This is a genomic window from Streptomyces davaonensis JCM 4913 (assembly GCF_000349325.1).
Taxonomy (GTDB): Bacteria; Actinomycetota; Actinomycetes; order Streptomycetales; family Streptomycetaceae; genus Streptomyces; species Streptomyces davaonensis.
The window spans coordinates 6,326,729-6,350,252 of record NC_020504.1; the positions used below are offsets into that span (position 1 = coordinate 6,326,729).

19 protein-coding genes are annotated in these 23,524 nt (G+C 68.4%); 16 read left to right on the plus strand and 3 right to left on the minus strand.

Going from position 1 to position 23,524, the window contains the following annotated elements:
* The first annotated feature begins 229 nt into the window (after window positions 1–229).
* The 4 genes from BN159_RS28075 (at window position 230) to BN159_RS28090 (ending at window position 3,513) form a co-directional block, all read left to right on the plus strand.
* Window positions 230–835 (plus strand): ATP-dependent Clp protease proteolytic subunit, encoded by a 606-nt coding sequence (locus BN159_RS28075; RefSeq protein ID WP_051113679.1) that lies wholly within the window; start codon window positions 230–232, stop codon window positions 833–835.
* A gap of 50 nt (window positions 836–885) precedes the next feature.
* Window positions 886–1,566, plus strand: coding sequence for an ATP-dependent Clp protease proteolytic subunit (locus BN159_RS28080; protein ID WP_015660389.1), 681 nt, complete (start codon window positions 886–888; stop codon window positions 1,564–1,566).
* A 160-nt stretch (window positions 1,567–1,726) separates the two neighbouring features.
* Window positions 1,727–3,016 (plus strand): ATP-dependent Clp protease ATP-binding subunit ClpX, encoded by a 1,290-nt coding sequence (clpX, locus tag BN159_RS28085; protein ID WP_015660390.1) that lies wholly within the window; start codon window positions 1,727–1,729, stop codon window positions 3,014–3,016.
* A 185-nt stretch (window positions 3,017–3,201) separates the two neighbouring features.
* The gene (locus BN159_RS28090; protein WP_157901121.1) at window positions 3,202–3,513 is read left to right on the plus strand and encodes a hypothetical protein; all 312 of its coding nucleotides are present in this window, start codon (window positions 3,202–3,204) and stop codon (window positions 3,511–3,513) included.
* Between the two features lie 99 nt (window positions 3,514–3,612).
* On the opposite strand, the gene BN159_RS28095 is transcribed toward BN159_RS28090, so the two are convergent.
* On the minus strand, window positions 3,613–4,530 hold the full coding sequence (locus tag BN159_RS28095; RefSeq protein WP_015660392.1) for a hypothetical protein: 918 nt from the start codon (window positions 4,528–4,530) through the stop codon (window positions 3,613–3,615).
* A gap of 136 nt (window positions 4,531–4,666) precedes the next feature.
* Here BN159_RS28095 and BN159_RS28100 point away from each other — a divergent pair, with 136 nt between their 5' ends.
* From BN159_RS28100 to BN159_RS28150, 11 genes are all read left to right on the plus strand, one after another.
* Window positions 4,667–7,291, plus strand: coding sequence for a valine--tRNA ligase (locus BN159_RS28100; protein ID WP_015660393.1), 2,625 nt, complete (start codon window positions 4,667–4,669; stop codon window positions 7,289–7,291).
* An 86-nt stretch (window positions 7,292–7,377) separates the two neighbouring features.
* A complete protein-coding gene (gene folC, locus BN159_RS28105; protein WP_015660394.1) occupies window positions 7,378–8,862 on the plus strand; it encodes a bifunctional tetrahydrofolate synthase/dihydrofolate synthase in 1,485 nt (494 codons plus the stop codon).
* 11 nt (window positions 8,863–8,873) lie between these two features.
* Window positions 8,874–9,230, plus strand: a complete 357-nt coding sequence (locus tag BN159_RS28110; RefSeq protein WP_015660395.1) for a DUF4233 domain-containing protein — start codon at window positions 8,874–8,876, stop codon at window positions 9,228–9,230.
* Window positions 9,231–9,297: 67 nt separating this feature from the next.
* On the plus strand, window positions 9,298–9,711 hold the full coding sequence (gene ndk, locus BN159_RS28115) for a nucleoside-diphosphate kinase (protein WP_015660396.1): 414 nt from the start codon (window positions 9,298–9,300) through the stop codon (window positions 9,709–9,711).
* 275 nt (window positions 9,712–9,986) lie between these two features.
* Window positions 9,987–11,006, plus strand: a complete 1,020-nt coding sequence (locus BN159_RS28120) for a rod shape-determining protein (RefSeq protein WP_004931372.1) — start codon at window positions 9,987–9,989, stop codon at window positions 11,004–11,006.
* 159 nt (window positions 11,007–11,165) lie between these two features.
* A complete protein-coding gene (mreC, locus tag BN159_RS28125) occupies window positions 11,166–12,113 on the plus strand; it encodes a rod shape-determining protein MreC (RefSeq protein WP_015660397.1) in 948 nt (315 codons plus the stop codon).
* Between the two features lie 13 nt (window positions 12,114–12,126).
* Window positions 12,127–12,846 (plus strand): rod shape-determining protein MreD, encoded by a 720-nt coding sequence (gene mreD / locus BN159_RS28130; RefSeq protein ID WP_015660398.1) that lies wholly within the window; start codon window positions 12,127–12,129, stop codon window positions 12,844–12,846.
* 116 nt (window positions 12,847–12,962) lie between these two features.
* Window positions 12,963–15,215, plus strand: coding sequence for a penicillin-binding protein 2 (gene mrdA, locus BN159_RS28135; protein ID WP_015660399.1), 2,253 nt, complete (start codon window positions 12,963–12,965; stop codon window positions 15,213–15,215).
* Window positions 15,212–16,411: a rod shape-determining protein RodA gene (gene rodA, locus BN159_RS28140; protein ID WP_015660400.1), complete on the plus strand. Its 1,200-nt coding sequence runs from the start codon at window positions 15,212–15,214 to the stop codon at window positions 16,409–16,411. Before mrdA ends, rodA begins: the two co-directional genes overlap by 4 nt.
* An 81-nt stretch (window positions 16,412–16,492) precedes the next feature.
* Window positions 16,493–18,004 (plus strand): CYTH and CHAD domain-containing protein, encoded by a 1,512-nt coding sequence (locus tag BN159_RS28145; protein WP_015660401.1) that lies wholly within the window; start codon window positions 16,493–16,495, stop codon window positions 18,002–18,004.
* Between the two features lie 81 nt (window positions 18,005–18,085).
* Window positions 18,086–20,020, plus strand: a complete 1,935-nt coding sequence (locus tag BN159_RS28150; RefSeq protein ID WP_015660402.1) for a TIGR03960 family B12-binding radical SAM protein — start codon at window positions 18,086–18,088, stop codon at window positions 20,018–20,020.
* A gap of 50 nt (window positions 20,021–20,070) precedes the next feature.
* Here the strand turns inward: BN159_RS28150 and BN159_RS28155 are convergent, their stop codons facing one another.
* Complete coding sequence (locus BN159_RS28155) at window positions 20,071–20,490, minus strand: hypothetical protein (protein WP_015660403.1); 420 nt, start codon at window positions 20,488–20,490, stop codon at window positions 20,071–20,073.
* A 230-nt stretch (window positions 20,491–20,720) separates the two neighbouring features.
* Window positions 20,721–21,818: a glycosyltransferase gene (locus BN159_RS28160; protein ID WP_051113553.1), complete on the minus strand. Its 1,098-nt coding sequence runs from the start codon at window positions 21,816–21,818 to the stop codon at window positions 20,721–20,723.
* A 243-nt stretch (window positions 21,819–22,061) separates the two neighbouring features.
* Between BN159_RS28160 and BN159_RS28165 the strand changes: the two genes are divergently transcribed.
* Entirely contained in the window at window positions 22,062–23,513 is a 1,452-nt protein-coding gene (locus BN159_RS28165; protein ID WP_162146278.1) for a glycosyltransferase family 39 protein, read from the plus strand.
* Window positions 23,514–23,524: the final 11 nt, after the last annotated feature.

Genomic DNA, 23,524 nt, shown 5'->3' on the forward strand with positions numbered 1-23,524 from the left:
GGGCGCGACCAGCCACAGACGACCCGCAGCCGCCCGCATACCAATTGTCACCACTGCGCTACGCCCCCGGCGAACACTCCCCGCTCCGGGATTCCCCGAAGGGACCAGCGCGTTAGGGTCCATGAATAAGAGGGCAGGGGAGTCCCCGAATCGGCTCCAGCCCCGCTAGGGAAACGTGAGACGGCCCGGCGCCGTCGTAAGACGAGCAGGTGGATACGTGACGAATCTGATGCCCTCCGCCGCCGGCGAGCCTTCCATCGGTGGTGGCCTCGGTGACCAGGTCTACAACCGGCTGCTCAACGAGCGGATCATCTTCCTCGGCCAGCCGGTCGACGACGACATCGCGAACAAGATCACCGCGCAGCTTCTGCTCCTTGCCGCGGACCCGGACAAGGACATTTACCTCTACATCAACAGCCCCGGCGGCTCGATCACGGCCGGCATGGCGATCTACGACACCATGCAGTACATCAAGAACGACGTGGTGACCATCGCCATGGGCCTCGCCGCCTCGATGGGCCAGTTCCTGCTCAGCGCGGGTACCCCGGGCAAGCGCTTCGCGCTCCCGAATGCCGAGATCCTGATCCACCAGCCGTCGGCCGGCCTGGCCGGTTCCGCGTCGGACATCAAGATCCACGCCGAGCGGCTGCTGCACACCAAGAAGCGCATGGCGGAGCTCACGTCCCAGCACACCGGACAGTCGTTCGAGCAGATCACTCGCGACTCCGACCGCGACCGCTGGTTCGACGCCGACGAGGCCAAGGAGTACGGCCTGATCGACGACGTCATCACCACGGCCGCCAACATGCCGGGCGGCGGCGGCACCGGGGCCTGAGGCCCCAGCACAGCCCCCAGCCGACCGCCTCAGCCCCTAGGAGACAGACAGTGAACGACTTCCCCGGCAGCGGCCTCTACGACCGCACCCGCGCCGAGTACACGGGCCCGACCGCCGAGTCCCGTTACGTCATCCCGCGCTTCGTGGAGCGCACCTCGCAGGGCATCCGCGAGTACGACCCGTACGCGAAGCTCTTCGAGGAGCGGGTGATCTTCCTCGGCGTCCAGATCGACGACGCCTCGGCCAACGACGTCATGGCGCAGCTGCTGTGCCTGGAGTCGATGGACCCCGACCGGGACATCTCGGTCTACATCAACAGCCCTGGCGGCTCCTTCACGGCGCTGACGGCCATCTACGACACGATGCAGTTCGTGAAGCCGGACATCCAGACGGTCTGCATGGGCCAGGCGGCCTCCGCCGCCGCGATCCTGCTGGCCGCCGGTACGCCCGGCAAGCGCATGGCGCTGCCCAACGCCCGGGTCCTGATCCACCAGCCGTACAGCGAGACGGGCCGGGGCCAGGTCTCGGACCTCGAAATCGCCGCGAACGAAATCCTCCGGATGCGCGCGCAGCTGGAGGAGATGCTGGCCAAGCACTCCACCACGCCGATCGAGAAGATCCGCGAGGACATCGAGCGCGACAAGATCCTCACGGCCGAGGAAGCGCTCTCGTACGGCCTGATCGACCAGATCATCTCCACCCGGAAGATGAACAACGAGGCCGTGCGCTGACCCGGAGGCTGTATCGTCGGGCGCTCCTTGGCGCGGTGCACGACAAAGTGAACCGTGCCAAGGGGGGCCCGAACGAGGCCCCCGGCAAGGTACCGTCGGAATAAGGCAGCACCAGGAGCCGCTGGACCTAGGCGTCTCCCAGGCGAAGGGGAAGCACACCGTGGCACGCATCGGTGACGGCGGCGATCTGCTCAAGTGCTCGTTCTGCGGCAAGAGCCAGAAGCAGGTCAAGAAGCTCATCGCAGGGCCCGGTGTGTACATCTGCGACGAGTGCATCGATCTCTGCAACGAGATCATCGAGGAAGAGCTCGCGGAGACCAGCGAGGTGCGTTGGGAGGAGCTCCCGAAGCCCCGCGAGATCTACGAGTTCCTCGAGGGCTACGTGGTGGGCCAGGAGGCCGCCAAGAAGGCCCTTTCGGTCGCGGTGTACAACCACTACAAGCGCGTCCAGGCCGGTGAGAACGGCGGCGCCAACGGCCGTGACGACGCGATCGAGTTGGCGAAGTCCAACATCCTGCTGCTGGGCCCCACGGGCTCCGGCAAGACCCTCCTCGCCCAGACCCTGGCGCGCATGCTGAACGTCCCCTTCGCGATCGCCGACGCGACGGCGCTGACGGAGGCGGGCTATGTGGGCGAGGACGTGGAGAACATCCTCCTGAAGCTGATCCAGGCGGCGGACTACGACGTCAAGAAGGCCGAGACCGGGATCATCTACATCGACGAGATCGACAAGGTCGCGAGGAAGAGTGAAAACCCTTCCATCACCCGCGACGTGTCGGGCGAGGGCGTCCAGCAGGCCCTGCTGAAGATCCTGGAGGGCACCACGGCCTCGGTCCCGCCCCAGGGCGGCCGCAAGCACCCCCACCAGGAGTTCATCCAGATCGACACGACGAACGTCCTGTTCATCGTGGGCGGCGCCTTCGCGGGCCTGGAGAAGATCATCGAGTCCCGGGCCGGTGCCAAGGGCATCGGCTTCGGCGCGACGATCCGCTCGAAGCGCGAGCTGGAGGCCAAGGACCAGTTCGAGGACGTCATGCCGGAGGACCTGGTGAAATTCGGGATGATCCCGGAGTTCATCGGCCGTCTGCCCGTCATCACGTCGGTCCACAACCTGGACCGCGAGGCCCTGCTCCAGATCCTGGTCGAACCCCGCAACGCGTTGGTGAAGCAATACCAGCGCCTCTTCGAACTCGACGGCGTGGAACTGGACTTCGAACGAGAGGCCCTGGAGGCCATCGCCGACCAGGCCATCCTCCGCCAGACCGGCGCCCGAGGCCTCCGCGCCATCATGGAGGAAGTCCTCATGTCCGTGATGTACGAGGTCCCGTCCCGAAACGACGTGGCCCGAGTAGTCATCACAGCAGACGTCGTCCACTCCAACGTCAACCCGACCCTGATCCCCCGCGACGCGCGGAACGGGCGGGGGCCGGGGGAGCAGAAGACGGCGTAGGCAGTATCTGAGAGTTCCGCAGGGGCGTCCGGCGACTACCGCAGGGCGCCCCTTCTGGCATTTGAGTTCGTCTCTTTCGCGTCGACCGGTGGAACGATCAGGCCAGCTTCACGGTGCAGATGCCTTACCTCTTCGCCCTCGTGATCTCATGAATCCCGACCAACGAATGGCTGTTCGATCCATGGGTGGCGAAGAAAACGGGAGGATTCACAGTGAGGCGTGGCACGGCGAAGCGGATGCTGTCGGTCGTGGGAGTGGTGGCGGTTGCAGGGGTCATGCCGCTGCTCACCGCAACGACCGCGAGTGCGGATCAGATTGCGTGTACGGAGTACGTGGGCAGCCATGGCTATACGGTCGGCCCCAAGGTCAGGGCAGCATGCAGCCACGGGGTGATCTTCACGGGGATCGGGAAGACGGCCAACCCGAAGTGCCTGGTCGGCCTTGCCAACCTCAACGTGGCGTCGAGTGTCTCGGGTAAGGCCTGCCTTCGGGCCTGATGTCAGCGCTTGGTCAGTGTCGTTGACGTAAGCGGTAAGACCTGAGAGAGGCGGCTCGAGGTTCCGAGCCGCCTCTTGTCGTGTGTGCCGAGCAGGGCCTCAGGCCTTGACGCGGACCTCGTTGCGGAGCTTGGCGGTCAGTTCCGCGTCGGCGGCCGCGTCACTGCTCCGGCCGGCCGCGAGGTTGGCGAAGTCCATCGGCATGACAACTCCGAGGGTGCTGTGGTCGCCCCAGATGCAGATGGTGAGCGTCACGTCCTTCGGGCCCGCGCTGCTTGTGCCGGTGGGTGCCGAGGCCTGCTGGCACTTGAGCACCGCGCCCTTCAGCGAAGCCGGCTCGTACGCCTTCGGCTCGCCGACCAGGGAGACGTCCTCGTTCTCGGCGTCCTTCTCGCTCTCTTCCTTCATGTGAGCGAACATCGCGTCGACGGTCTTCTCGGGGTCGTCGATCGTGCCGTAGACACCGCTGAAGTTGAGCCCCTTCTGGCTCAGCGGATTGTCCTCGTCCCCGGACGAGTACCCGGCGCTGACGTCCTTGGGGTCGTGCACACCCCACTTCTCGGCGTCCGCCAAGTCCTCTTCCGTCATGGTGTCGCCGCCACTCTCGGACTTCTTGTACTCGTCGAGCACCGTCGCCGGCGTCGTCAGCTTGTGCGGACCGTCGTCCTCGACGCCGCCGGCGCCGCCGCCACCACCGATCACGAAGTACACGCCCACACCGATGGCCGCCACGACCGCCACCGCGCCCAGGATGATCCCGGTCTTCTTCTTGCCGCCGCCCGGGGCCGGGGGCATCGGGGCGCCGCCGTACGGCTGCTGCTGGCCGTACGGGGGCTGCTGCGGTGGGACGCCGCCCTGCTGGGGGTAGCCGTAGCCCGGCTGGGGCTGGGCCGGCTGCTGGGGGTAGCCGTAGCCGGGCTGGGGGGCCTGCGGCTGTTGGCCGTACGGGCCCGGCTGGCCGTACGGTCCGGGCTGCTGGGGCTGCCCGCCGTACGGGCCCGGCTGGTTGTAGCTCATTACTGGGTTCCCCTCCAGATGCTTATGTGGTCCTGACATCCTGGACCAGACAGGGGGCGCGCGTTGCATCGGGGGGCGCACCGTTACAGAACAAAGGCGTTTCGGGACAGCCCCGCGACACCCCTAAACTGAGCCCGTGACCGAGAACGCTCAGCAGCAGCCACCAGCGCCCAACACCGAACTGCCGACCCAGTACGCGCCGGCCGATGTAGAGGGGCCGCTGTACGAGCGCTGGGTAGAGCGCGGTTACTTCGAGGCCGACGAGAAGAGTGACAAGGCCCCGTACACCATCGTCATCCCGCCGCCGAATGTCACCGGCAGCCTGCACCTCGGGCACGCCTTCGAGCACACCCTCATCGACGCCCTCACGCGGCGTAAGCGCATGCAGGGGTACGAGACGCTCTGGCAGCCCGGCATGGACCACGCCGGTATCGCCACCCAGAACGTCGTCGAGCGCGAGCTGGGCAAGGAGGGCAAGTCCCGGCACGATCTCGGGCGGGAAGCCTTCGTCGAGCGCGTCTGGCAGTGGAAGGGCGAGTCCGGCGGGCAGATCTCCGGGCAGATGCGGCGCCTGGGCGACGGTGTCGCCTGGTCTCGTGAGCGCTTCACCATGGACGAAGGGCTCTCGCAGGCCGTTCAGACCATCTTCAAGCGGCTCTACGACGATGAGCTGATCTACCGCGCCGAGCGCATCATCAACTGGTGCCCGCGGTGCCTCACCGCCATCTCCGACATCGAGGTCGAGTACCAGGACGACGACGGCGAGCTCGTCTCCATGAAGTACGGCGAGGGCGACGACACCATCGTCGTCGCCACAACCCGTGCCGAGACCATGCTCGGTGACACCGCCGTCGCCGTTCACCCCGAGGACGAGCGGTACAAGCACCTCGTCGGCAAGCTCATCCGCCTGCCCCTCACCGACCGTTCCATCCCGGTCGTCGCCGACGAGCACGTCGACCCCGAATTCGGCACCGGCGCCGTCAAGGTGACCCCGGCGCACGACCCGAACGACTTCGAGATCGGCCAGCGGCACGACCTGCCGGCCATCGCGATCATGGACGAGCACGCCGTCATCACCGCCCACGGCCCCTTCCAGGGCCTGGACCGGCTCGAAGCGCGCTCCGCGATCGTCGCTGCCCTGCGCGCCGAGGGCCGGATCGTCACCGAGAAGCGGCCCTACGTCCACTCCGTCGGGCACTGCTCGCGCTGCAAGACCACCATCGAGCCCCGGCTGTCCATGCAGTGGTGGGTCAAGGTCGGTCCGCTGGCGAAGGCCGCCGGTGACGCCGTCCGCGACGGCCGCGTCAAGATCCATCCGCAGGAGATGGAGAAGCGGTACTTCGACTGGGTCGACAACCTCCACGACTGGTGCATTTCGCGGCAGTTGTGGTGGGGTCACCGGATTCCCGTCTGGTACGGGCCCAATGGTGAAGTCGTCTGTGTCGGGCCCGACGACGAGGCCCCGACCGGTGAGGGCTGGCACCAGGACACCGACGTCCTCGACACCTGGTTCTCCTCCGGCCTGTGGCCCTTCTCCACCCTCGGCTGGCCCGAACAGACCGAGTCGCTCGCGAAGTTCTACCCGAACTCCGTCCTGGTCACCGGCTACGACATCCTCTTCTTCTGGGTCGCCCGGATGATGATGTTCGGCCTGTACGCGATGGACGGCACCCCGCCGTTCCACACCATCGCCCTGCACGGCATGGTCCGCGACCAGTTCGGCAAGAAGATGTCGAAGTCCTTCGGGAACGCGGTCAATCCGCTGGACTGGATGGACAAGTACGGCAGCGACGCGCTCCGGTTCACGCTCGCGCGTGGTGCCAACCCGGGCGTCGACGTCCCGATCGGCGAGGACTGGGTCCAGGGCTCCCGCAACTTCGCCAACAAGATCTGGAACGCCACCCGCTTCGCGCTGATGAACGGCGCGACGGTCGAGGGCGAACTCCCGGACGCCTCGCGCATGTCGGCGACCGACCGCTGGATCCTCTCCCGCCTGAACTCCGTCGTCGCCGAAGTGGACGCGCTCTACGAGGACTTCCAGTTCGCGAAGCTCTCCGACGCGTTGTTCCACTTCGCCTGGGACGAGGTCTTCGACTGGTACGTCGAGCTGTCCAAGACCACCTTCCAGGCGGGCGGCGAGCCGGCCGAGGTCTCCCAGCGGGTCCTCGGCGAGGTCCTCGACGTCACGCTGAAGCTGCTGCACCCGATCGTCCCGTTCGTCACCGAGACCCTGTGGACGACCCTCACCGGCGGCGAGTCGCTCGTCATCGCCGAGTGGCCGAAGGACAGCGGCTTCCGGGACCAGGCGGCCGAGCGGGAGATCGAGAGCCTCCAGTCCGTCATCACCGAGGTCCGCCGCTTCCGCGCCGACCAGGGCCTCCAGCCCGGCCAGCGGGTCCCGGCCCGCCTGACCCTGGACGGCACGGCCCTGGCGCCGCACGAGGCCGCCATCCGGCAGCTCCTGCGCCTCCAGCCCGAGGGCGACGCCTTCACGGCCACGGCGACCCTCCCGGTCGCGGGCGCGGAGGTCGCCCTCGACCTCTCCGGCACGATCGATGTCGCCGCGGAGCGCAAGCGCCTCGCGAAGGACCTCGCCGCCGCGGAGAAGGAGAAGGCCCAGGCCACGGCCAAGCTCGGCAACGAGGCGTTCCTGGCGAAGGCCCCGGATAACGTCGTGGACAAGATCCGCGGCCGCCTGACGAAGGCGGACGAGGACATCGCCCGAATCCAGGCCCAGCTGGACAGGCTGCCGGAGGCATAGGCAGTCACGTGTCCGTAGGCCCCCGGAGCTGTCGGCTCCGGGGGCCTTGGCCTACGTATGTCAGTCGGCCTCCGTAGACTGACCCCGTGAGTGAAAGCGACCCCTTCGACGAGATCATCGCGGAAGAGACCGACCGCGACCCCGATCTCGCGGTCATCGAGGCCGGCAGCCGTACCCTCCGCACCCAGGGCGGAGCCCCGAGCGCGGACGTACCCACGCGCCCCGAGGACCCCGAGGTCGACAAGGCCCTGCGCGAAGTCGAAGCGGAGCTCGCCACTCGGTGGGGCGAGACCAAGCTGGAGCCCTCCGTCAGCCGTATCGCCGCGCTGATGGACGTGCTGGGCGAGCCGCAGCGCTCGTACCCCTCGATCCACATCACCGGCACGAACGGCAAGACCACCACGGCCCGCATGATCGAGGCCCTGCTCGGCGCCTTCGAGCTGCGGACCGGCCGATACACCTCCCCGCACGTCCAGTCCGTCACCGAGCGGATCAGCCTGGACGGCGCCGCGATCTCCGCCGAGCGGTTCATCGAGACGTACAACGACATCAAGCCGTACATCGAGATGGTCGACGCGGCGCAGGAGTACCGGCTGTCCTTCTTCGAGGTGCTGACCGGCATGGCCTACGCCGCCTTCGCCGACGCGCCCGTCGACGTGGCCGTCGTGGAGGTCGGCATGGGCGGCTCCTGGGACGCCACCAACGTCATCGACGGTGACGTCGCCGTCGTCACCCCCATCGACCTGGACCACACCGACCGGCTCGGTGAGACGCCCGCCGAGATCGCCGCCGAGAAGGCCGGCATCGTCAAGCAGGACGCGACCGTCATCCTGGCCCAGCAACCGGTGGACGCGGCGCAGGTGCTGCTGAAGAAGGCCGTGGAGGTCGACGCGACCGTCGCCCGCGAAGGGCTGGAGTTCGGGGTGGTGTCCCGGCAGGTCGCCGTCGGCGGACAACTGGCCACCCTGCGCGGCCTCGGCGGGGAGTACCCGGAGATCTACCTCCCGCTGCACGGCGCCCACCAGGCGCACAACGCCGCCGTGGCGCTGGCCGCCGTGGAGGCGTTCTTCGGCGTCGGTGCCGTGCGCGCCGAGCCGCTGGACATCGACACCGTCCGCAAGGCCTTCGCGGCCGTCGCCTCGCCGGGCCGCATGGAGGTCGTACGCCGGTCGCCGACCGTCGTGCTGGACGCCGCGCACAACCCGGCGGGCGCCCGGGTGACCGCCGAGGCGGTCGGCGAGGCCTTCGACTTCAGCCGGCTGATCGGCGTGGTCGGGGCCAGCGGCGACAAGAACGTACGAGGGCTGCTGGAGGCCTTCGAGCCGCTCTTCGCCGAGGTCGTCATCACCCAGAACTCCAGCCATCGCGCGATGGACGTCGACGAACTGGCCGCGATCGCCGTGGAGGTGTTCGGCGAGGAGCGGGTGCAGGTCGAGCCGCGGCTGCCGGACGCCCTGGAGGCCGCGATCACGCTGGCCGAGGAGGAGGGTGAGTTCACCGGCGGCGGGGTGCTCGTCACCGGTTCCGTCATCACGGTCGGCGAGGCACGACTGCTGCTCGGGAAGGGCTGAGGTTTTCAAGCATGCGTACGCTCTGCGCGTCGACCCTGATCGGCGAGTTCTTCGTGATCGGCTTCGCCGGTCTGGTCGCCATGAAGGATCCGGATCTGTCCATGGGGACGGTGTGGACGGTCAGCGGGATCGCGATGTTCCTGTGCCTGCTGCTGTGCGGTCTTGTCACCCGGCCCGGCGGCATCGCCCTCGGCTGGGTGCTCCAGGTCGTGCTGATCGCCTCCGGCTTCGTCGTCCCGACGATGTTCGTGCTCGGCGTGGTCTTCGCGGCCCTGTGGTGGGCGTCCGTGCACTACGGCCGGAAGGTCGACGAGGCGAAGGCGAGATTCGCGGCGCAGGCCGACGCCTCTACACCTGACGCTGCGTGACAGGTGCCCGGACACGCCGGGTAACCTTCGTCTTCCCGCACACCCTTGACGCACTAAGGAGCCCGTCGTGACCCAGCGCACCCTCGTCCTGCTCAAGCCCGACGCCGTCCGTCGTGGCCTGACCGGCGAGATCATCAGCCGCATCGAGCGCAAGGCGGGCTGGCAGATCACCGCGCTGGAACTGCGTTCCCTGGACCAGGAGACCCTGGAGCAGCACTACGGCGAGCACAAGGGCAAGCCGTTCTACGAGCCGCTGGTCGAGTTCATGTCCTCCGGCCCGGTCGTCGCGCTGATCGTCGAGGGCGAGCGGGTCATCGAGGGTGTGCGGGCGCTCGCCGGTCCGACCGACCCGATCGCCGCCGCGCCGGGCTCCATCCGCGGCGACTACGGCGTGATCGTCCGGGAGAACCTCATCCACGCCTCGGACTCCGAGGAGTCCGCTGAACGCGAGGTGAAGATCTTCTTCCCCGGCCGCGCCTGAGCCGCAGCGCCACAAGCAGCAGGTCAGAGAGCCCGGGGGCAACGCCCCCGGACTTTCTGGCATATGCGGGGCGTATGGGGGAACGAGAGTCCCCGAACGCTCGTCTCCAGGAGCGGACCCGCACATCATCTGCTGACAATGGCGAAGGACCCTCACGCCGTGTTCGCGAAGGCGCGTCTACGATGGAAGCCTTCACGTCACAGCACCCACTTCGCCGACCTGAAATGCCCTCAAAAGCTCCCAGGAAGGCCAGACGAATCCTGATGGGGAACTCAATGTCGTTCATCGGCCGTGACATGGCTGTCGACCTCGGGACCGCCAACACGCTGGTGTACGTCAGGGGTCGCGGGATCGTACTCAATGAGCCGTCCGTCGTCGCGATCAACACCAACACCGGTGGCATCCTCGCGGTCGGCGCCGAAGCGAAGAAGATGATCGGGCGCACGCCCGGCAACATCGTTGCCGTACGTCCGCTGAAGGACGGCGTGATCGCCGACTTCGAGATCACCGAGCGGATGCTCCGCTACTTCATCCTGAAGATCCACAAGCGGCGGTATCTGGCTCGTCCGCGGGTCGTCGTCTGTGTGCCCTCGGGCATCACCGGCGTCGAGCGCCGCGCCGTCATCGAGGCGTCGTCCCAGGCCGGCGCCCGTCAGGTGCACATCATCGAGGAGCCCATGGCCGCGGCCATCGGCTCCGGCCTGCCGGTCCACGAGGCCACGGGCAACATGGTGGTCGACATCGGCGGCGGCACCACGGAGGTCGCGGTCATCTCCCTCGGCGGCATCGTCACCGCCCAGTCCATCCGCGTCGCGGGCGACGAACTGGACAACGCGATCATCCAGCACATCAAGAAGGAGTACTCGCTCCTGCTGGGTGAGCGCACGGCCGAGCAGATCAAGATCACGATCGGTTCGGCGTACGACCTCGATGCTGACGAACACACCGAAATCCGCGGCCGGGACCTCGTCTCCGGGCTGCCCAAGACCGTCGTCATCTCCGCCGCCGAAGTCCGCAAGGCGATCGAGGAGCCCGTCAACGCCATTGTCGACGCGGTCAAGACGACCCTCGACAAGTGCCCGCCTGAGCTGTCCGGCGACATCATGGACCGCGGCATCGTCCTGACCGGCGGCGGCGCCCTGCTGCGCGGCCTCGACGAGCGGCTGCGCCGGGAGACCGGCATGCCGATCCACATCGCCGAGGATCCGCTGGACAGCGTGGCGCTCGGCTCCGGCAAGTGCGTCGAGGAGTTCGAGGCGCTCCAGCAGGTCCTGGACGCCCAGCCCCGCAGATGACGTAACTCTTCGATTCCGCCGTACGAGACGATCTCCTCTCGTACGGCGGATCGTTGATATAGAGGCATAAGCTCCCAAAAGCAGCCCCTCGGGTTTCCCTGGGGCTCGAAGAATTCCTATGTCGAAGCATTCCTATGAGGAAGGGCACGGCCGCCGCACGTGAGGGACACACGAGAGAGCCGGCTGCTCCTGGTGCTGCTGATCGCCATCGCGTTCGCGCTGATCACGGTGGACATCCGCGGCGGGGAGGACTCCCCGGTCGACGGTGCCCGCCAGGCGGCGGCCACCGTGTTCGGCCCGATCGAGGACGGCGTCTCGGCCGCGGTCGATCCCGTCGGCAACGCGGTCTCCGCGATCCGTGACTCCGGCGAACGCCATGACCGGATCGCCGAGCTGGAGAAGGAGAACGCGGCCCTCAAGGCGAAGCTCGGCAGCGACGACCGCAACCGCAGCAGACTCAAGCAGCTCGACAAGATGCTGAAAATCGCGGGCGAGGGCCAGTACGGCATCAAGGGCGCGGAGGTCATCGCGATAGGAGCGGCCCAGGGCTTCTCCTGGACCATCACCATCGACGCCGGTGCCAACGACGGGCTCAAGCGCGACATGACCGTCCTCAACGGCGACGGCCTGGTCGGCCGGGTCACCACCGTCGGCCCCAACACCGCGACCGTACTGCTCGCCAGCGACCCCGACTTCACCGTCGGCACCCGCATGGAGGGCAACGACGAACTCGGCTTCGCCTCAGGACAGGGCGACGGCCCGCTGCGCGTCGAACTCCTCAACGGCAAGGCGCAGATCAAGAAGGGCGACCGTCTGGTCACCTTCGGCTCGCAGGCCGACAAGCCCTTCGTGCCCGGCGTCCCGGTCGGCGTGGTGAGCCGCGTCGACCCCTCCGGCGGCGACCTCACCCGCACCCTCTACGTCACGCCCTACGTCAGCTTCACCAAGCTCGACATCGTCGGCGTCGTCGTCGAGGCCCCGAAGAAGGACCCACGCGACACGGTGCTCCCCGCCAAGCCCAAGCCGACCCCCACCCCGACCGTGACGGTCACCGTCACCCCGTCCGGCCAGCCGCCCGTCGACGGCCAGTACCAAGAAGAGCAGTAGGAGCTGAAGCCCCATGCGCGTCAACCGGATCCTGCTCTCCTCCTCGCTCGTCGTCGTCGCCCTGGTCCTCCAGGTCAGCGTCCTGGCCCGATTGCACCTCCCGGGCGCCGTCCCCGACCTGCTCCTGCTGACCGTCCTGGGCCTCGCCATGGTCTACGGCCATGTCGGCGGCGCCCTCATCGGCTTCGGCGCGGGCCTGCTCGCCGACCTCGCCCCACCCGCCGACCACGCCGCCGGCCGCTACGCCCTGGTGCTCTGTGTCATCGGCTACCTCGCCGGCCTCATCAAGCCGGAGAACGGCCAGTTGAAGTCGGCCACCGGACCCATGGTCGTGGTGGTCGCCGCGGCTCTCGGCTCCACTCTGCTCTACGCCGGAGTCGGCGCCCTCGTCGGCGACACCGCCGCCCGCCATGTCGGCCTCACCGGCCTGCTGTTCACGGCCGCGCTCTACGACCTGCTGCTCGCGCCGTTCGTGGTCCCCGGGATCATGGCGCTGGCCCGGCGCGCGGAGAACGACCCACTGGCCGAGACCAACTCCTCGGGGAAGAAGTCCGACATCTCCAGCGGCTGGCTCTCCGGCGGCACCGGACTGCGCATCGGCAGCCAGCGCGGTGGACTCGGCGGTCAGCGCGGCGGGCTCGGCGGCCGCGGCGGTCTCGGCGGGCTGAAGGTGAAGGCGGCGCGGGCGCGTACCGCGCGCGCCGGACGCATCAAGGGGGTCAAGCGGCTGTGAGGGCACGTCAGTTCACTCGAACGAGTTCCCGGGGGCGGAACGACGGCTCACAGGTCGGCCGTTCATCATTCGTACGCGCACACACGTCGGCGCACTGAGAGGGGGCGGCAGCCGCAGTGACCAACATCCCCGAGACCGGGCGGACCCCAAGGGTCCAGATCCGACTCGTCGTGATCCAGATCCTCGTCCTGTCCCTCCTCGGCACCCTCGGCGGGCGGCTGTGGTACCTCCAGATCCGGGAGGGCGACGCCTACGCCAAGGAGGCCTCCGGCAACCACGTCCAGCAGGTCGTCGACCCGGCCGTGCGCGGCTCGATCCTGGACGCCCGCGGAGTGCCACTGGCCGACAACGAGACGCGGCTGGTCGTCTCCGCCTCCCGCACCGACCTGCTGAAGATGAAGGACGACGGCAAGTCCGTCCTCACCAAGCTGGCCGGTGTCCTCCAGATGAAGCCCAAGGAAGTGATGGAGAAGGTCCGGCTCTGTGACGCCGAGACCCCCCAGCCCTGCTGGAACGGCTCGCCGTACCAGCCGATCCCCATCACCGACGAGGCCACCGCCAAGCAGGCCCTCCAGATCCGCGAGCGCGCCGAGGACTTCCCCGGCATCACCGCCGAACCCCAGGCCGTCCGGCGCTATGTGGGCCCCGGCGGCTCCAACACCGCCCAGGTCCTCGGCTATCTCTCCCCGGTCACCGACGAGGAGATCACCAAGGCCCAGGACACCGAGTCGCCGTACCTCCGCTCCGACCAGGTCGGCCGCTCCGGCCTGGAGCGCCAGTACGACAAGGAACTGCGCGGCAAGGCCGGCGTCACCCGCTACGAGGTGGACAACCTCGGCCGGGTCATCGGCCAGGCCGAGGCGGACGCCGCCCAGCCCGGCTCCAACCTCGTCACCAGCATCGACGCCCGCGTCCAGCGGGTCGCCGAGTACGAGCTGAACGAGGCGATGAAGACGGCCCGCACCGAATGGGACCGCAACACCCAGCAGCGGTACAAGGCCGACGCGGGTGCGGTCGTGGTGATGGAGGCCAAGACCGGCCGGATCGTCGCCATGGCCTCCAACCCGAACTACGACCCGAACGCCTGGGTGGGCGGCATCTCTGCCAAGGACTACAAGAAGCTCACCGGCAAGTCCTCCAACTACCCGCTGCTGAACCGCGCCATACAGGGTCAGGCAGCGCCCGGCTCGATCTTCAAGGTGGTCTCCACGGCCGCCGCGGTCAACGCCGGCTACGACTTCGACGGCCGCTACAACTGCTCCAGCTCGTACTCCGTCGGCGGCCAGGTCTTCAAAAACTTCGAGTCGCAGAACCACGGCCCGATCGGTCTCGGCCGCGCCCTGGAGGTCTCCTGCGACACCGTCTACTACTCCCTCGCGCACAACGAGTGGAAGAAGGACGGCGGCATCAACCCCAAGAAGGGCCAGCCGAAGGACTGGTTCTACAAGGCCGCCCACCAGTTCGGCCTCGGCGCGGAGACCGGCATCGACCTGCCCAACGAGGTCACCGGCCGGGTCCCCGACCGCCAGTGGAAGGAGTCCTACTGGAAGGCCAACAAGGACGCCTGGTGCAAGACCGGCAAGAAGGGCGGCTCCTACGTGGAGCAGATCGCCTACGAGAACTGCCTCGAAGGCAACAAGATGCGCGCCGGTGACGAGATCAACTACTCCATCGGCCAGGGCGACACCCTGGTGACCCCGATCCAGATGGCCACCATCTACGCGGCCATCTCCAACGGCGGCACCCTGTACGACCCGACGGTCGGCAAGGCGATCGTCAGCGCCGATGGCCGGCAGGTCTCGGAGATCAAGCCCGAGTCGCACGGCAAGCTGCCGGTCAGCAAGCAGACCCTGGCCCAGATGGACGACGCCCTGGCCGGCGTCGCCACCCGCGGTACCGCCGCCTGGCGGTTCGGCGGCTGGCCCCAGGACGAGATCCCGATGCACGCCAAGACCGGTACCGCCGAGGTCTACGGCAAGCAGACGACGTCCTGGTTCGCCACGTACACCAAGGACTACTCGATCGTCATGACGATCTCCCAGGGTGGTACGGGCTCCGGCGCCTCCGGCCCCGCCGTCCGCAACATCTATGACGCGCTGTACGGCGTCTCCGACGACGGCGCCATCAGCAAGAAGAACGCGCTGCTGCCGACCCCGCAGAAGAAGCTGCCGAAGATCCAGGCGGACGGGTCGATCCTCTCCCCGAAGGTCGCCAAGGACCCGGCGAAGGAGCAGCGGGCCAGCCAGGAGGGCCTGCCCGAGGAGGACGGGCAGCAGCAGGCGGCGACGGTGGGCACACCGACGACGGAGAACCGTGAGACGCGCCGCCGCCGACAGGGCCGCAGGCGGCGTACGAGGAGGCTGACGTGACCGGCGCCAACAGCTTCCAGGTCTCGGGGTACGGGCCGGAGCGGGCGGGCTGGACCCGGCTGCTCGCCCGTGACTCGCTCGCCCGCCGACTGGACTGGCCGATACTGCTGGCGGCGATCGCGCTGTCGCTGGTCGGTTCGGTCCTGGTGTTCTCGGCGACCCGGAACCGCACCGAGATCAACCAGGGAGACCAGTACTACTTCCTGCTCCGGCACCTGCTGAACACCGGCATCGGCTTCGCGCTGATGATCGGCACCGTCTGGCTCGGCCACCGCACCCTGCGCACCGCGGTCCCGATCCTCTACGGCGCCTCGGTCTTCCTGATCCTGCTGGTGCTCACCCCGCTCGGCTCGACGGTCAACGGCGCGCACTCCTGGATCGTGCTCGGCGGCGGCTTCTCGCTCCAGCCCTCGGAGTTCGTGAAGGTCACGATCATCCTCGGCATGGCGATGCTGCTCGCGGCGAGAGTGGACGCGGGCGACAAGCCCTACCCCGACCATCGCACGGTGCTCCAGGCCCTGGGCCTGGCCGCGGTGCCGATACTGATCGTGCTGCTGATGCCCGACCTCGGCTCGGTCATGGTGATGGTGATCATCGTGCTGGGCGTGCTGCTGGCCTCCGGCGCCTCCAACCGCTGGGTGTTCGGGCTGCTGGCGGCGGGCGCGACGGGTGCGATCGCCGTGTGGCAGCTGCACATCCTGGACGACTACCAGATCGCCCGCTTCGCCGCCTTCGCCAACCCCAGCCTCGACCCGGCGGGCGTCGGCTACAACACCAACCAGGCGCGGATCGCGATCGGTTCGGGCGGGCTCACCGGATCGGGGCTGTTCAACGGCTCGCAGACCACCGGCCAGTTCGTGCCCGAGCAGCAGACCGACTTCGTGTTCACGGTGGCGGGGGAGGAGCTGGGCTTCGTCGGCGGCGGGCTCATCATCGTCCTGCTCGGCATCCTGCTCTGGCGTGCCTGCCGGATCGCCCGCGAGACGACCGAGCTGTACGGCACCATCGTCGCGGCCGGAATCGTGGCCTGGTTCGCCTTCCAGTCCTTCGAGAACATCGGGATGACGCTCGGCATCATGCCGGTCACCGGCCTGCCGCTGCCCTTCGTCTCCTACGGCGGCTCGTCGATGTTCTCGGTGTGGGTGGCGGTCGGACTGCTCCAGTCGATCCGGGTGCAACGTCCGATGTCCGCATAGCCGCCGGTCACCCCCTGTTTCCCTGGGGTTTGGCTCCAGTAGGCCCTGTTGTACCGCCATGACTCCTACTAGATTCGGGTCATGGCGGACACGAAGCGCGAGATCGAGCGGAAGTACGAGTCCGACGAGAGCGGCCTGCCGGACCTGACCGGCGTGGCCGGGGTCGCGGCCGTCATCGACAAGGGCGTCGCCCAACTGGACGCCACCTACTACGACACCGAGGACGAGCGGCTGGCCGCGTCCTCGATCACCCTGCGCCGCCGCACCGGCGGGTCCGACGCGGGCTGGCACCTGAAATTCCCCGTCGCCGCGGATGTCCGGGACGAGATCCACGCACCGCTGTCCGACACCGTCCCCCGCAGCCTCACCGGCCTGATCCGCTCCCGCGTCCGCGACAACGCCCTGCTGCCCCTGGTCCGGTTGCGCTCCGAACGCGACGTCCGCCATCTCGTCGACACCGACGGACGGCTCCTCGCCGAGGTCTGCGTGGACGCCGTGCGCGCCGAGCGCCTCGGGACCGGTGCCGCCGCCCAGTGGACCGAGATCGAGGTCGAGCTGGCCGACGGTGGCGACCCCGCCTTTCTCGACAAGATCGACAAGCGGCTCCGCAAGGCGGGCGTACAGCCCTCGGCGGCGGCCTCGAAGCTGGCCAGGGCGCTCGCGGAGACGGCCCTCGCCCCGAAGAAGAAGCGGAAGAAGGAAAAGCCGACCGACCCGCCCCTCGCCACCGCCGGCGACCATGTCCTGGCCTATCTGCGCGCCCAGCGGGACGCCATCGTGGAGCTGGACCCGGCCGTACGGCGCGACGAGTACGACTCCGTGCACCGGATGCGGGTCGCCACCCGGCGGATGCGCAGCGCCTTCCGGTCGTTCAGGAAGGTCGTCGACCGCACCGTCACCGACCCGGTCGGCGATGAGCTGAAGTGGCTGGCCGGGGAGCTGGGCGTCGACCGGGACCAGGAAGTGCTGACCGAGCGGCTCACCGCGGCCCTCGACGAACTCCCCAGGACCCTGCTGACCGGCCCCGTCCGCACCAGGCTGCGCACCTGGTCCCACGCCCGCAGCGGCGGCTCCCGGCGCCGCCTGATGGCCGTACTCGACGGCAAGCGGTATCTGGAGCTGCTGGGCACGCTGGACGCCCTGGTGGCCGATCCGCCGCTGCTCAAGGCGGCCGCCGGGAAGCCGGAGAAGGTGATCGGGAAGGCCGTGGGAAAGGACTTCGGGAAGCTGTCGGAGCTGGTCGAGCAGGCGCTCGGGCTCCCACCGGGTCATGACCGTGACCTCGCCCTGCACGAGGCGCGCAAGAAGGCCAAGCGGACCCGGTACTCCGCCGAGGCCGCCGCACCAGCCCTCGGCGACCCCGCCCGCTCCCTGCTGAAGTCGATGAAGAGCCTCCAGAACCTGCTCGGCGACCACCAGGACAGCGTGATGACCCGGGAGGCCCTGCGGGAGCTGGCCAGGACCGCGCAGTCGGCGGGGGAGAGCTCGTTCACCTACGGGGTGCTGTACGGCCGCGAGGAGCGCCGCGCGGCTGACGACGAGGCGCAGCTGCCGGGCGCCTGGACGGAGATCAAGAAGCGGGCGACAGTCTGAGCGTGCCGGGGCACTGCCGCGTTCGCGTTAGGCTGGATGGTCACCCCTGTCCGTTCAGTCCAGCTCATGAAGGTACGCGAGATGCCTGCCGAAGTCGCTGCGTCGGTGTTCCCGCAGCTCGAAGCCCTGCTCCCGCACGTGCAGAAGCCGATCCAGTACGTGGGCGGAGAGCTCAACTCCACGGTCAAGCCGTGGGAGAGCTGCGATGTCCGCTGGGCGCTCATGTACCCAGACGCCTACGAGGTAGGGCTGCCCAACCAGGGCGTCATGATCCTCTACGAGGTCCTGAACGAGCAGGAGGGCGTCCTCGCCGAGCGCACCTACAGCGTGTGGCCGGACCTGGAGGCCCTGATGCGGGAGCACGGCGTCCCGCAGTTCACGGTGGACAGCCACCGCCCGGTGCGCGACTTCGACGTGTTCGGCCTGAGCTTCTCCACCGAGCTCGGCTACACCAACATGCTGGCGGCGCTGGACCTCGCGGGCATCCCGCTGGAGTCCAAGGACCGCGGTCTCGACGACCCGATCGTGCTGGCCGGCGGCCACGCGGCCTTCAACCCCGAGCCGATCGCGGACTTCATCGACGCGGCGATCATCGGCGACGGCGAGCAGGCCGTGCTGGACATGACGAGGATCATCAAGGAGTGGAAGGCCGAGGGCCGGCCGGGCGGCCGCGAGGAGGTCCTCTTCCGCCTGGCGAAGACGGGTGGGGTGTACATCCCGGCGTTCTATGACGTCGAGTACCTCCCCGACGGCCGTATCGCGCGCGTGGTCCCCAACAAGTCGGGCGTCCCGTGGCGCGTGTCGAAGCACACGGTCATGGACCTCGACGAGTGGCCGTACCCCAAGCAGCCTCTCGTCCCGCTGGCCGAGACAGTCCACGAGCGCATGTCCGTCGAGATCTTCCGCGGCTGCACCCGAGGCTGCCGGTTCTGCCAGGCGGGCATGATCACCCGCCCGGTGCGCGAGCGCTCGATCACCGGCATCGGCGAGATGGTCGAGAAGGGCCTGAAGGCGACGGGCTTCGAGGAGGTGGGCCTGCTGTCGCTGTCGTCGGCGGACCACTCGGAGATCGGCGAGGTGGCGAAGGGCCTGGCGGACCGGTACGAGGAGGACAAGATCGGCCTGTCCCTCCCCTCCACCCGCGTGGACGCCTTCAACGTGGACCTGGCGAACGAGCTGACGCGCAACGGCCGTAGGTCGGGCCTGACCTTCGCGCCGGAGGGCGGCTCGGAGCGCATGCGCAAGGTCATCAACAAGATGGTCTCGGAAGACGACCTGATCCGCACGGTCTCCACCGCCTACGGCAACGGCTGGCGCCAGGTGAAGCTGTACTTCATGTGCGGCCTGCCGACCGAGACGGACGAGGACGTCCTCCAGATCGCCGACATGGCGACGAAGGTGATCGCGAAGGGCCGCGAGGTGTCGCGCTCGAACGACATCCGCTGCACGGTCTCGATCGGCGGCTTCGTCCCCAAGCCCCACACCCCCTTCCAGTGGGCCCCGCAGCTCAGCGCGGAGGAAACGGACGCGCGCCTCGAAAAGCTCCGCGACAAGATCCGCGGCGACAAGAAGTACGGCCGCTCCATCGGCTTCCGCTACCACGACGGCAAGCCCGGCATCGTGGAGGGCCTGCTGTCCCGCGGCGACCGCCGCATCGGCGCCGTAATCCGCGCGGTGTACGACGACGGCGGCCGCTTCGACGGCTGGCGCGAGCACTTCTCCTACGACCGCTGGATGGCCTGCGCCGACAAGGCCCTGGCCCCCTTCGGCGTCGACGTCGACTGGTACACCACCCGCGAGCGCTCCTACGAGGAAGTCCTCCCCTGGGACCACCTGGACTCGGGCCTGGACAAGGACTGGCTCTGGGAGGACTGGCAGGACGCCCTCGACGAGACCGAGGTCGAGGACTGCCGCTGGACGCCGTGCTTCGATTGCGGCGTCTGCCCCCAGATGGACACCCACATCCAAATCGGCCCGACCGGCAAGAAGTTGCTGCCGTTCACGGTCAAGAAGTAAGAGGGCGACCCGCGAGTCATGTGCTCGCGGGTCGTTCAGTTGACGAAGTGTCAGAAGGTGCCGCGCAGCGAGACCGAGATGCCGTTTCCGATGTCAGTGACGACGACGTTGCTGAACTGAACTGTCATCGGAGGGCTGCACGAAGGCTGGAAGGTGGCTGTCAGGGTCACCGAGAAGTTGGCCTTGCCGTTCTGCACGGGGAATTGGCCTTCGCCGGCGACACTCTGTTTGTTGGCGGCATTCGGACCGTGACCACCGGGGTTGATGCAGGCGGCGGTCGCGGTTACCAGTATGTCGACGGATTGTTGGTTGCCGAGTCCGGCCTCTTTGCCGGAGACCGTAAGGCTGTCGCCCGAGCGTGTGGCCGTCGGTGTACCCACGAAGTGCGGACTGACGGCAGAGGCGCTGGGCGCGAGGAATGCGATGATCCCGATGAGGGCCATCGGGATGAGAAGCAGTACGCGTCGCATGACGTTCCACCCTGTTGTGAGCGTGCGAAACCCGTGCGTCATCAGCTAGTGAGCACGGGCAGAGGTGGATTGGCACCGGGGCCGTTGGTGCGAGTGACTTTCGGGAGCGGTGCGTTTTAGGTGCTATCTGCATGTGAATGCACGGCATGGTCGTCACCTGCGCAGAGCACTAAATAACGACGTTACTCCCCTGGCGGGCTCCCGCAAGTTGGCAACAAAGTGCGCCTTTCTCAGGCCGGCTGGGGGCGGGGGGCGCCGACGGCCAGCCTGGCGCGGGCGAAGTCGCGATTGGCGAGGATTCGTTCACGGTGCTCCGGGGGGAGCGCTCCGCCGTCCAGGAGCTTCTCGCAGGCGTCCAGTGACTCGCGGTAGGCGCCGATCCAGTAGGCCGCGACCGCCCATTCGTCGAGAGCTTTCCAGTCGTACCAGGCGTGTTCGACGAAGAGGATGTCGTCGGGGGGCGGGAGTTCCGCCGCTCGGCGGGCGAAGAGGTAGGCGAGGGGCCAGCGTTCGCCTTGGGTGCGGCAGAGGTGGGCCAGTTCGCCCAGGGGTTCGGCTCGCGTGGGGCGGAACTCGTGGGCCTCCAGGTAGCGGGTCATGATTTCCGGTGTGCGGCGTTTCAGGGTTTGGGCGAGGCGGGCCGCGTAGAGGCGGGAGCAGAAGGCTTCCTCGGCGAAGCCCGCCATGGCTGCTCGACGGTCGTAGGCCGCCAGTGCCTTTGCCGGCTCGCCTGCGTCGCGCCAGCTCTGGGCCAGGTAGAAGGCGTAGCGGGTGTTGTTCGGTTCTTTGGCCAGGCCGTCTTTGAGGATTGCTGCGTCGCGCAGGTACTTCGTGCGCTGGCTGCCTTGGGACCTGCCGCCGCCGCCCATGATCATCATGCGGACGCCGTTCAGGGTGGCCCGGGTGAACTCCGTGTCGCACTCCAGGTATTCGTGCAGCACGCCCACGTACCGCCAGGGCAGGCGGGTGGAGACCAGTGCCGGGCGCCAGTGGACCACGGGGCCGTGGCGCACCTCGATGTCGTAGCAGTCGTGGGTCAGGTCCGGGCGCGTGAAGTCGGGGGCCGTCTCCAGGACGTCGTCGGCGTCGATGAAGAGGAGGTGGCTCGCCTGGGTGGTTCGGGCTCGTTCGATGGCCTCCGTGCGGCTTGCGCCGAAGCCGCGCCACGGGCTCTCGTGCAGGGTTCCGGGCAGGTCGGCGAGGGTCTCGCGGACGATGCCCTGGGTGCCGTCGGTCGAGCCGGTGTCGAGGATCACCCAGGAGTCGACCAGGGGCCGTACGGATTCGAGGCAGCGGCGGATCACATGGGCCTCGTCCTTGACGATCATATTGAGACAGACCGTTTTCATGCCTTTTTCTTTTCTCCGGAGAAAAGGACCGGTCGGTGAATTTATCGAGTCGTGGGGGTGGGTGCAAGGAGCCATTGGTGGTTCGGTCGGTATAAGGGAGTGGTTCCGCTCGCGTTCCTGTCGCCTGTTACCCGTCGCCGGACCGGAGAATTTCTTATGGTAATCACCGCGCAGCTTCCTCCGCCTCGCGAGGAATTCCAGGAGTCCGCCGAGGGGCGGTTCGTGCGGGGCAGGGTGGTGCTCTGGGCGGCGCCCCTCGTCCTCACCCTGCTGGTCGGCGGCTTCGGGCTGACCGGGCCGTTGCTGGGCCGCGACGAGCTTGTCACCTGGGACATGGTCGGCCGGGACACCGACCGGATCCTGGCCACCCTGCGCAACGTCGACGCCGTGCACGGCGCCTATTACCTGCTGATGCACGGCTGGGTCACGCTGTTCGGGGATTCCGTCCTTTCCCTGCGGCTGCCGTCCCTATTCGCGGTGGCCGCCGCGGCCTCGGTCGTGGCGCTCCTCGGGGACCGGCTCTTCGGATATCGGGCCGGAATTCTCGCCGGTTTGCTGTTCGGGCTCGTACCGGCGGTGAGTCGTTACGGCCATGAGGCCCGCTCCTATGCGCTGGTGCTGTTCGCCGTCTCGCTCGCCACTCTTCTCCTGCTCCGGGCATTGGACCGGCCGCGCAGCCTTTGGCGCTGGGCCGCCTACGTCCTCGCACTGGCCTGCACCGGAGCCCTCCATCTGATCGCGCTGTCCGTCGTACTCGCCCACGCCGCTCTGCTCGTCGCCCGGGCGCGGCAGGACCGCTCCCTGTGGTGGCGGTCGGGCCTCGCCCTGGCCGCGGCCGCCGCGTGTGTCACCCCGCTCGCCCTGCTCGGCAGGTCCCAGGCCGGACGCCAGCTGTACTGGGTACCGGCGCCGGACGGCTGGGCGCTGCTCTCCCTCCCGCAGGACCTGTTCGCCTCCGCGGTCGGCGCCGGAGCCCTGGCCGCCCTCGCCCTGACGGCCCGCTCGGAGCGCAGGGCGCCGCTGCTGCTGTGCGGCATCTGGGCACTGGTGCCCCCGGCCCTGGTGTGGGCCTTCTCCCACGGCGAGGTGTCGTACTTCCGTGGCGTGTACGTCCTGTTCACCCTTCCGGCCTGGGCGCTGCTCGCCGGGGCGGGGCTCGATGCGGCCCGGCGCTCCTGGAAGGCGGTCGCGGCCGGGGTCGTGGTGCTGGCCCTGCTGACGCTGTCGGACCAGCGGCAGATGCGGCAGCCGTTCGAGCACAACGCCCCGGTGATCCTTGACTACGCGGCGGCGGCCGAGGTGATCGAGCGGGGCCACCGGGCCGGGGACGCCGTCGTCTACGACCGCTTCGACAGCTGGAAGCTCGACGGTGGGGTGGCGTACTACCTGCCGCGCGAACTGCGGCTGCGGGACGTGTTTCTGACGCGGACACCGGCCGAGATCGATGACCTCTATGCGGTCCAGTGCGCCGTACCGGACCGCTGTCTGAGGAAGGACGAGCGGCGCGTCTGGCTGCTGACGCAGGGCACCGACTTCCCCTTCAACGCGATCGATCCGGAGCAGGCGGGTGCCTTGCAGCGGCGGTACACGGTGAAGGTGAGCATGCCGGTGACCGGGATGACGGTGAGTCTGCTGGAGCTCACCGACGCGGCAGGGGGTGTCCGGCAGCCCTGACGCTCTGCCGG

Excerpts from the sequence above, each read along its gene's own strand:
- BN159_RS28075 (WP_051113679.1), top strand. The coding sequence starts at position 230 with ATGCCCTCCGCCGCCGGCGAGCCTTCCATCGGTGGTGGCCTCGGTGAC.
- BN159_RS28095 (WP_015660392.1), bottom strand. The coding sequence starts at position 4,530 with ATGAGCTACAACCAGCCGGGCCCGTACGGCGGGCAGCCCCAGCAGCCC.
- BN159_RS28110 (WP_015660395.1), top strand. The coding sequence starts at position 8,874 with ATGCGTACGCTCTGCGCGTCGACCCTGATCGGCGAGTTCTTCGTGATC.
- BN159_RS28120 (WP_004931372.1), top strand. The coding sequence starts at position 9,987 with ATGTCGTTCATCGGCCGTGACATGGCTGTCGACCTCGGGACCGCCAAC.
- mreD (WP_015660398.1), top strand. The coding sequence starts at position 12,127 with ATGCGCGTCAACCGGATCCTGCTCTCCTCCTCGCTCGTCGTCGTCGCC.
- BN159_RS28145 (WP_015660401.1), top strand. The coding sequence starts at position 16,493 with ATGGCGGACACGAAGCGCGAGATCGAGCGGAAGTACGAGTCCGACGAG.
- BN159_RS28150 (WP_015660402.1), top strand. The coding sequence starts at position 18,086 with ATGCCTGCCGAAGTCGCTGCGTCGGTGTTCCCGCAGCTCGAAGCCCTG.
- BN159_RS28155 (WP_015660403.1), bottom strand. The coding sequence starts at position 20,490 with ATGCGACGCGTACTGCTTCTCATCCCGATGGCCCTCATCGGGATCATC.
- BN159_RS28160 (WP_051113553.1), bottom strand. The coding sequence starts at position 21,818 with ATGATCGTCAAGGACGAGGCCCATGTGATCCGCCGCTGCCTCGAATCC.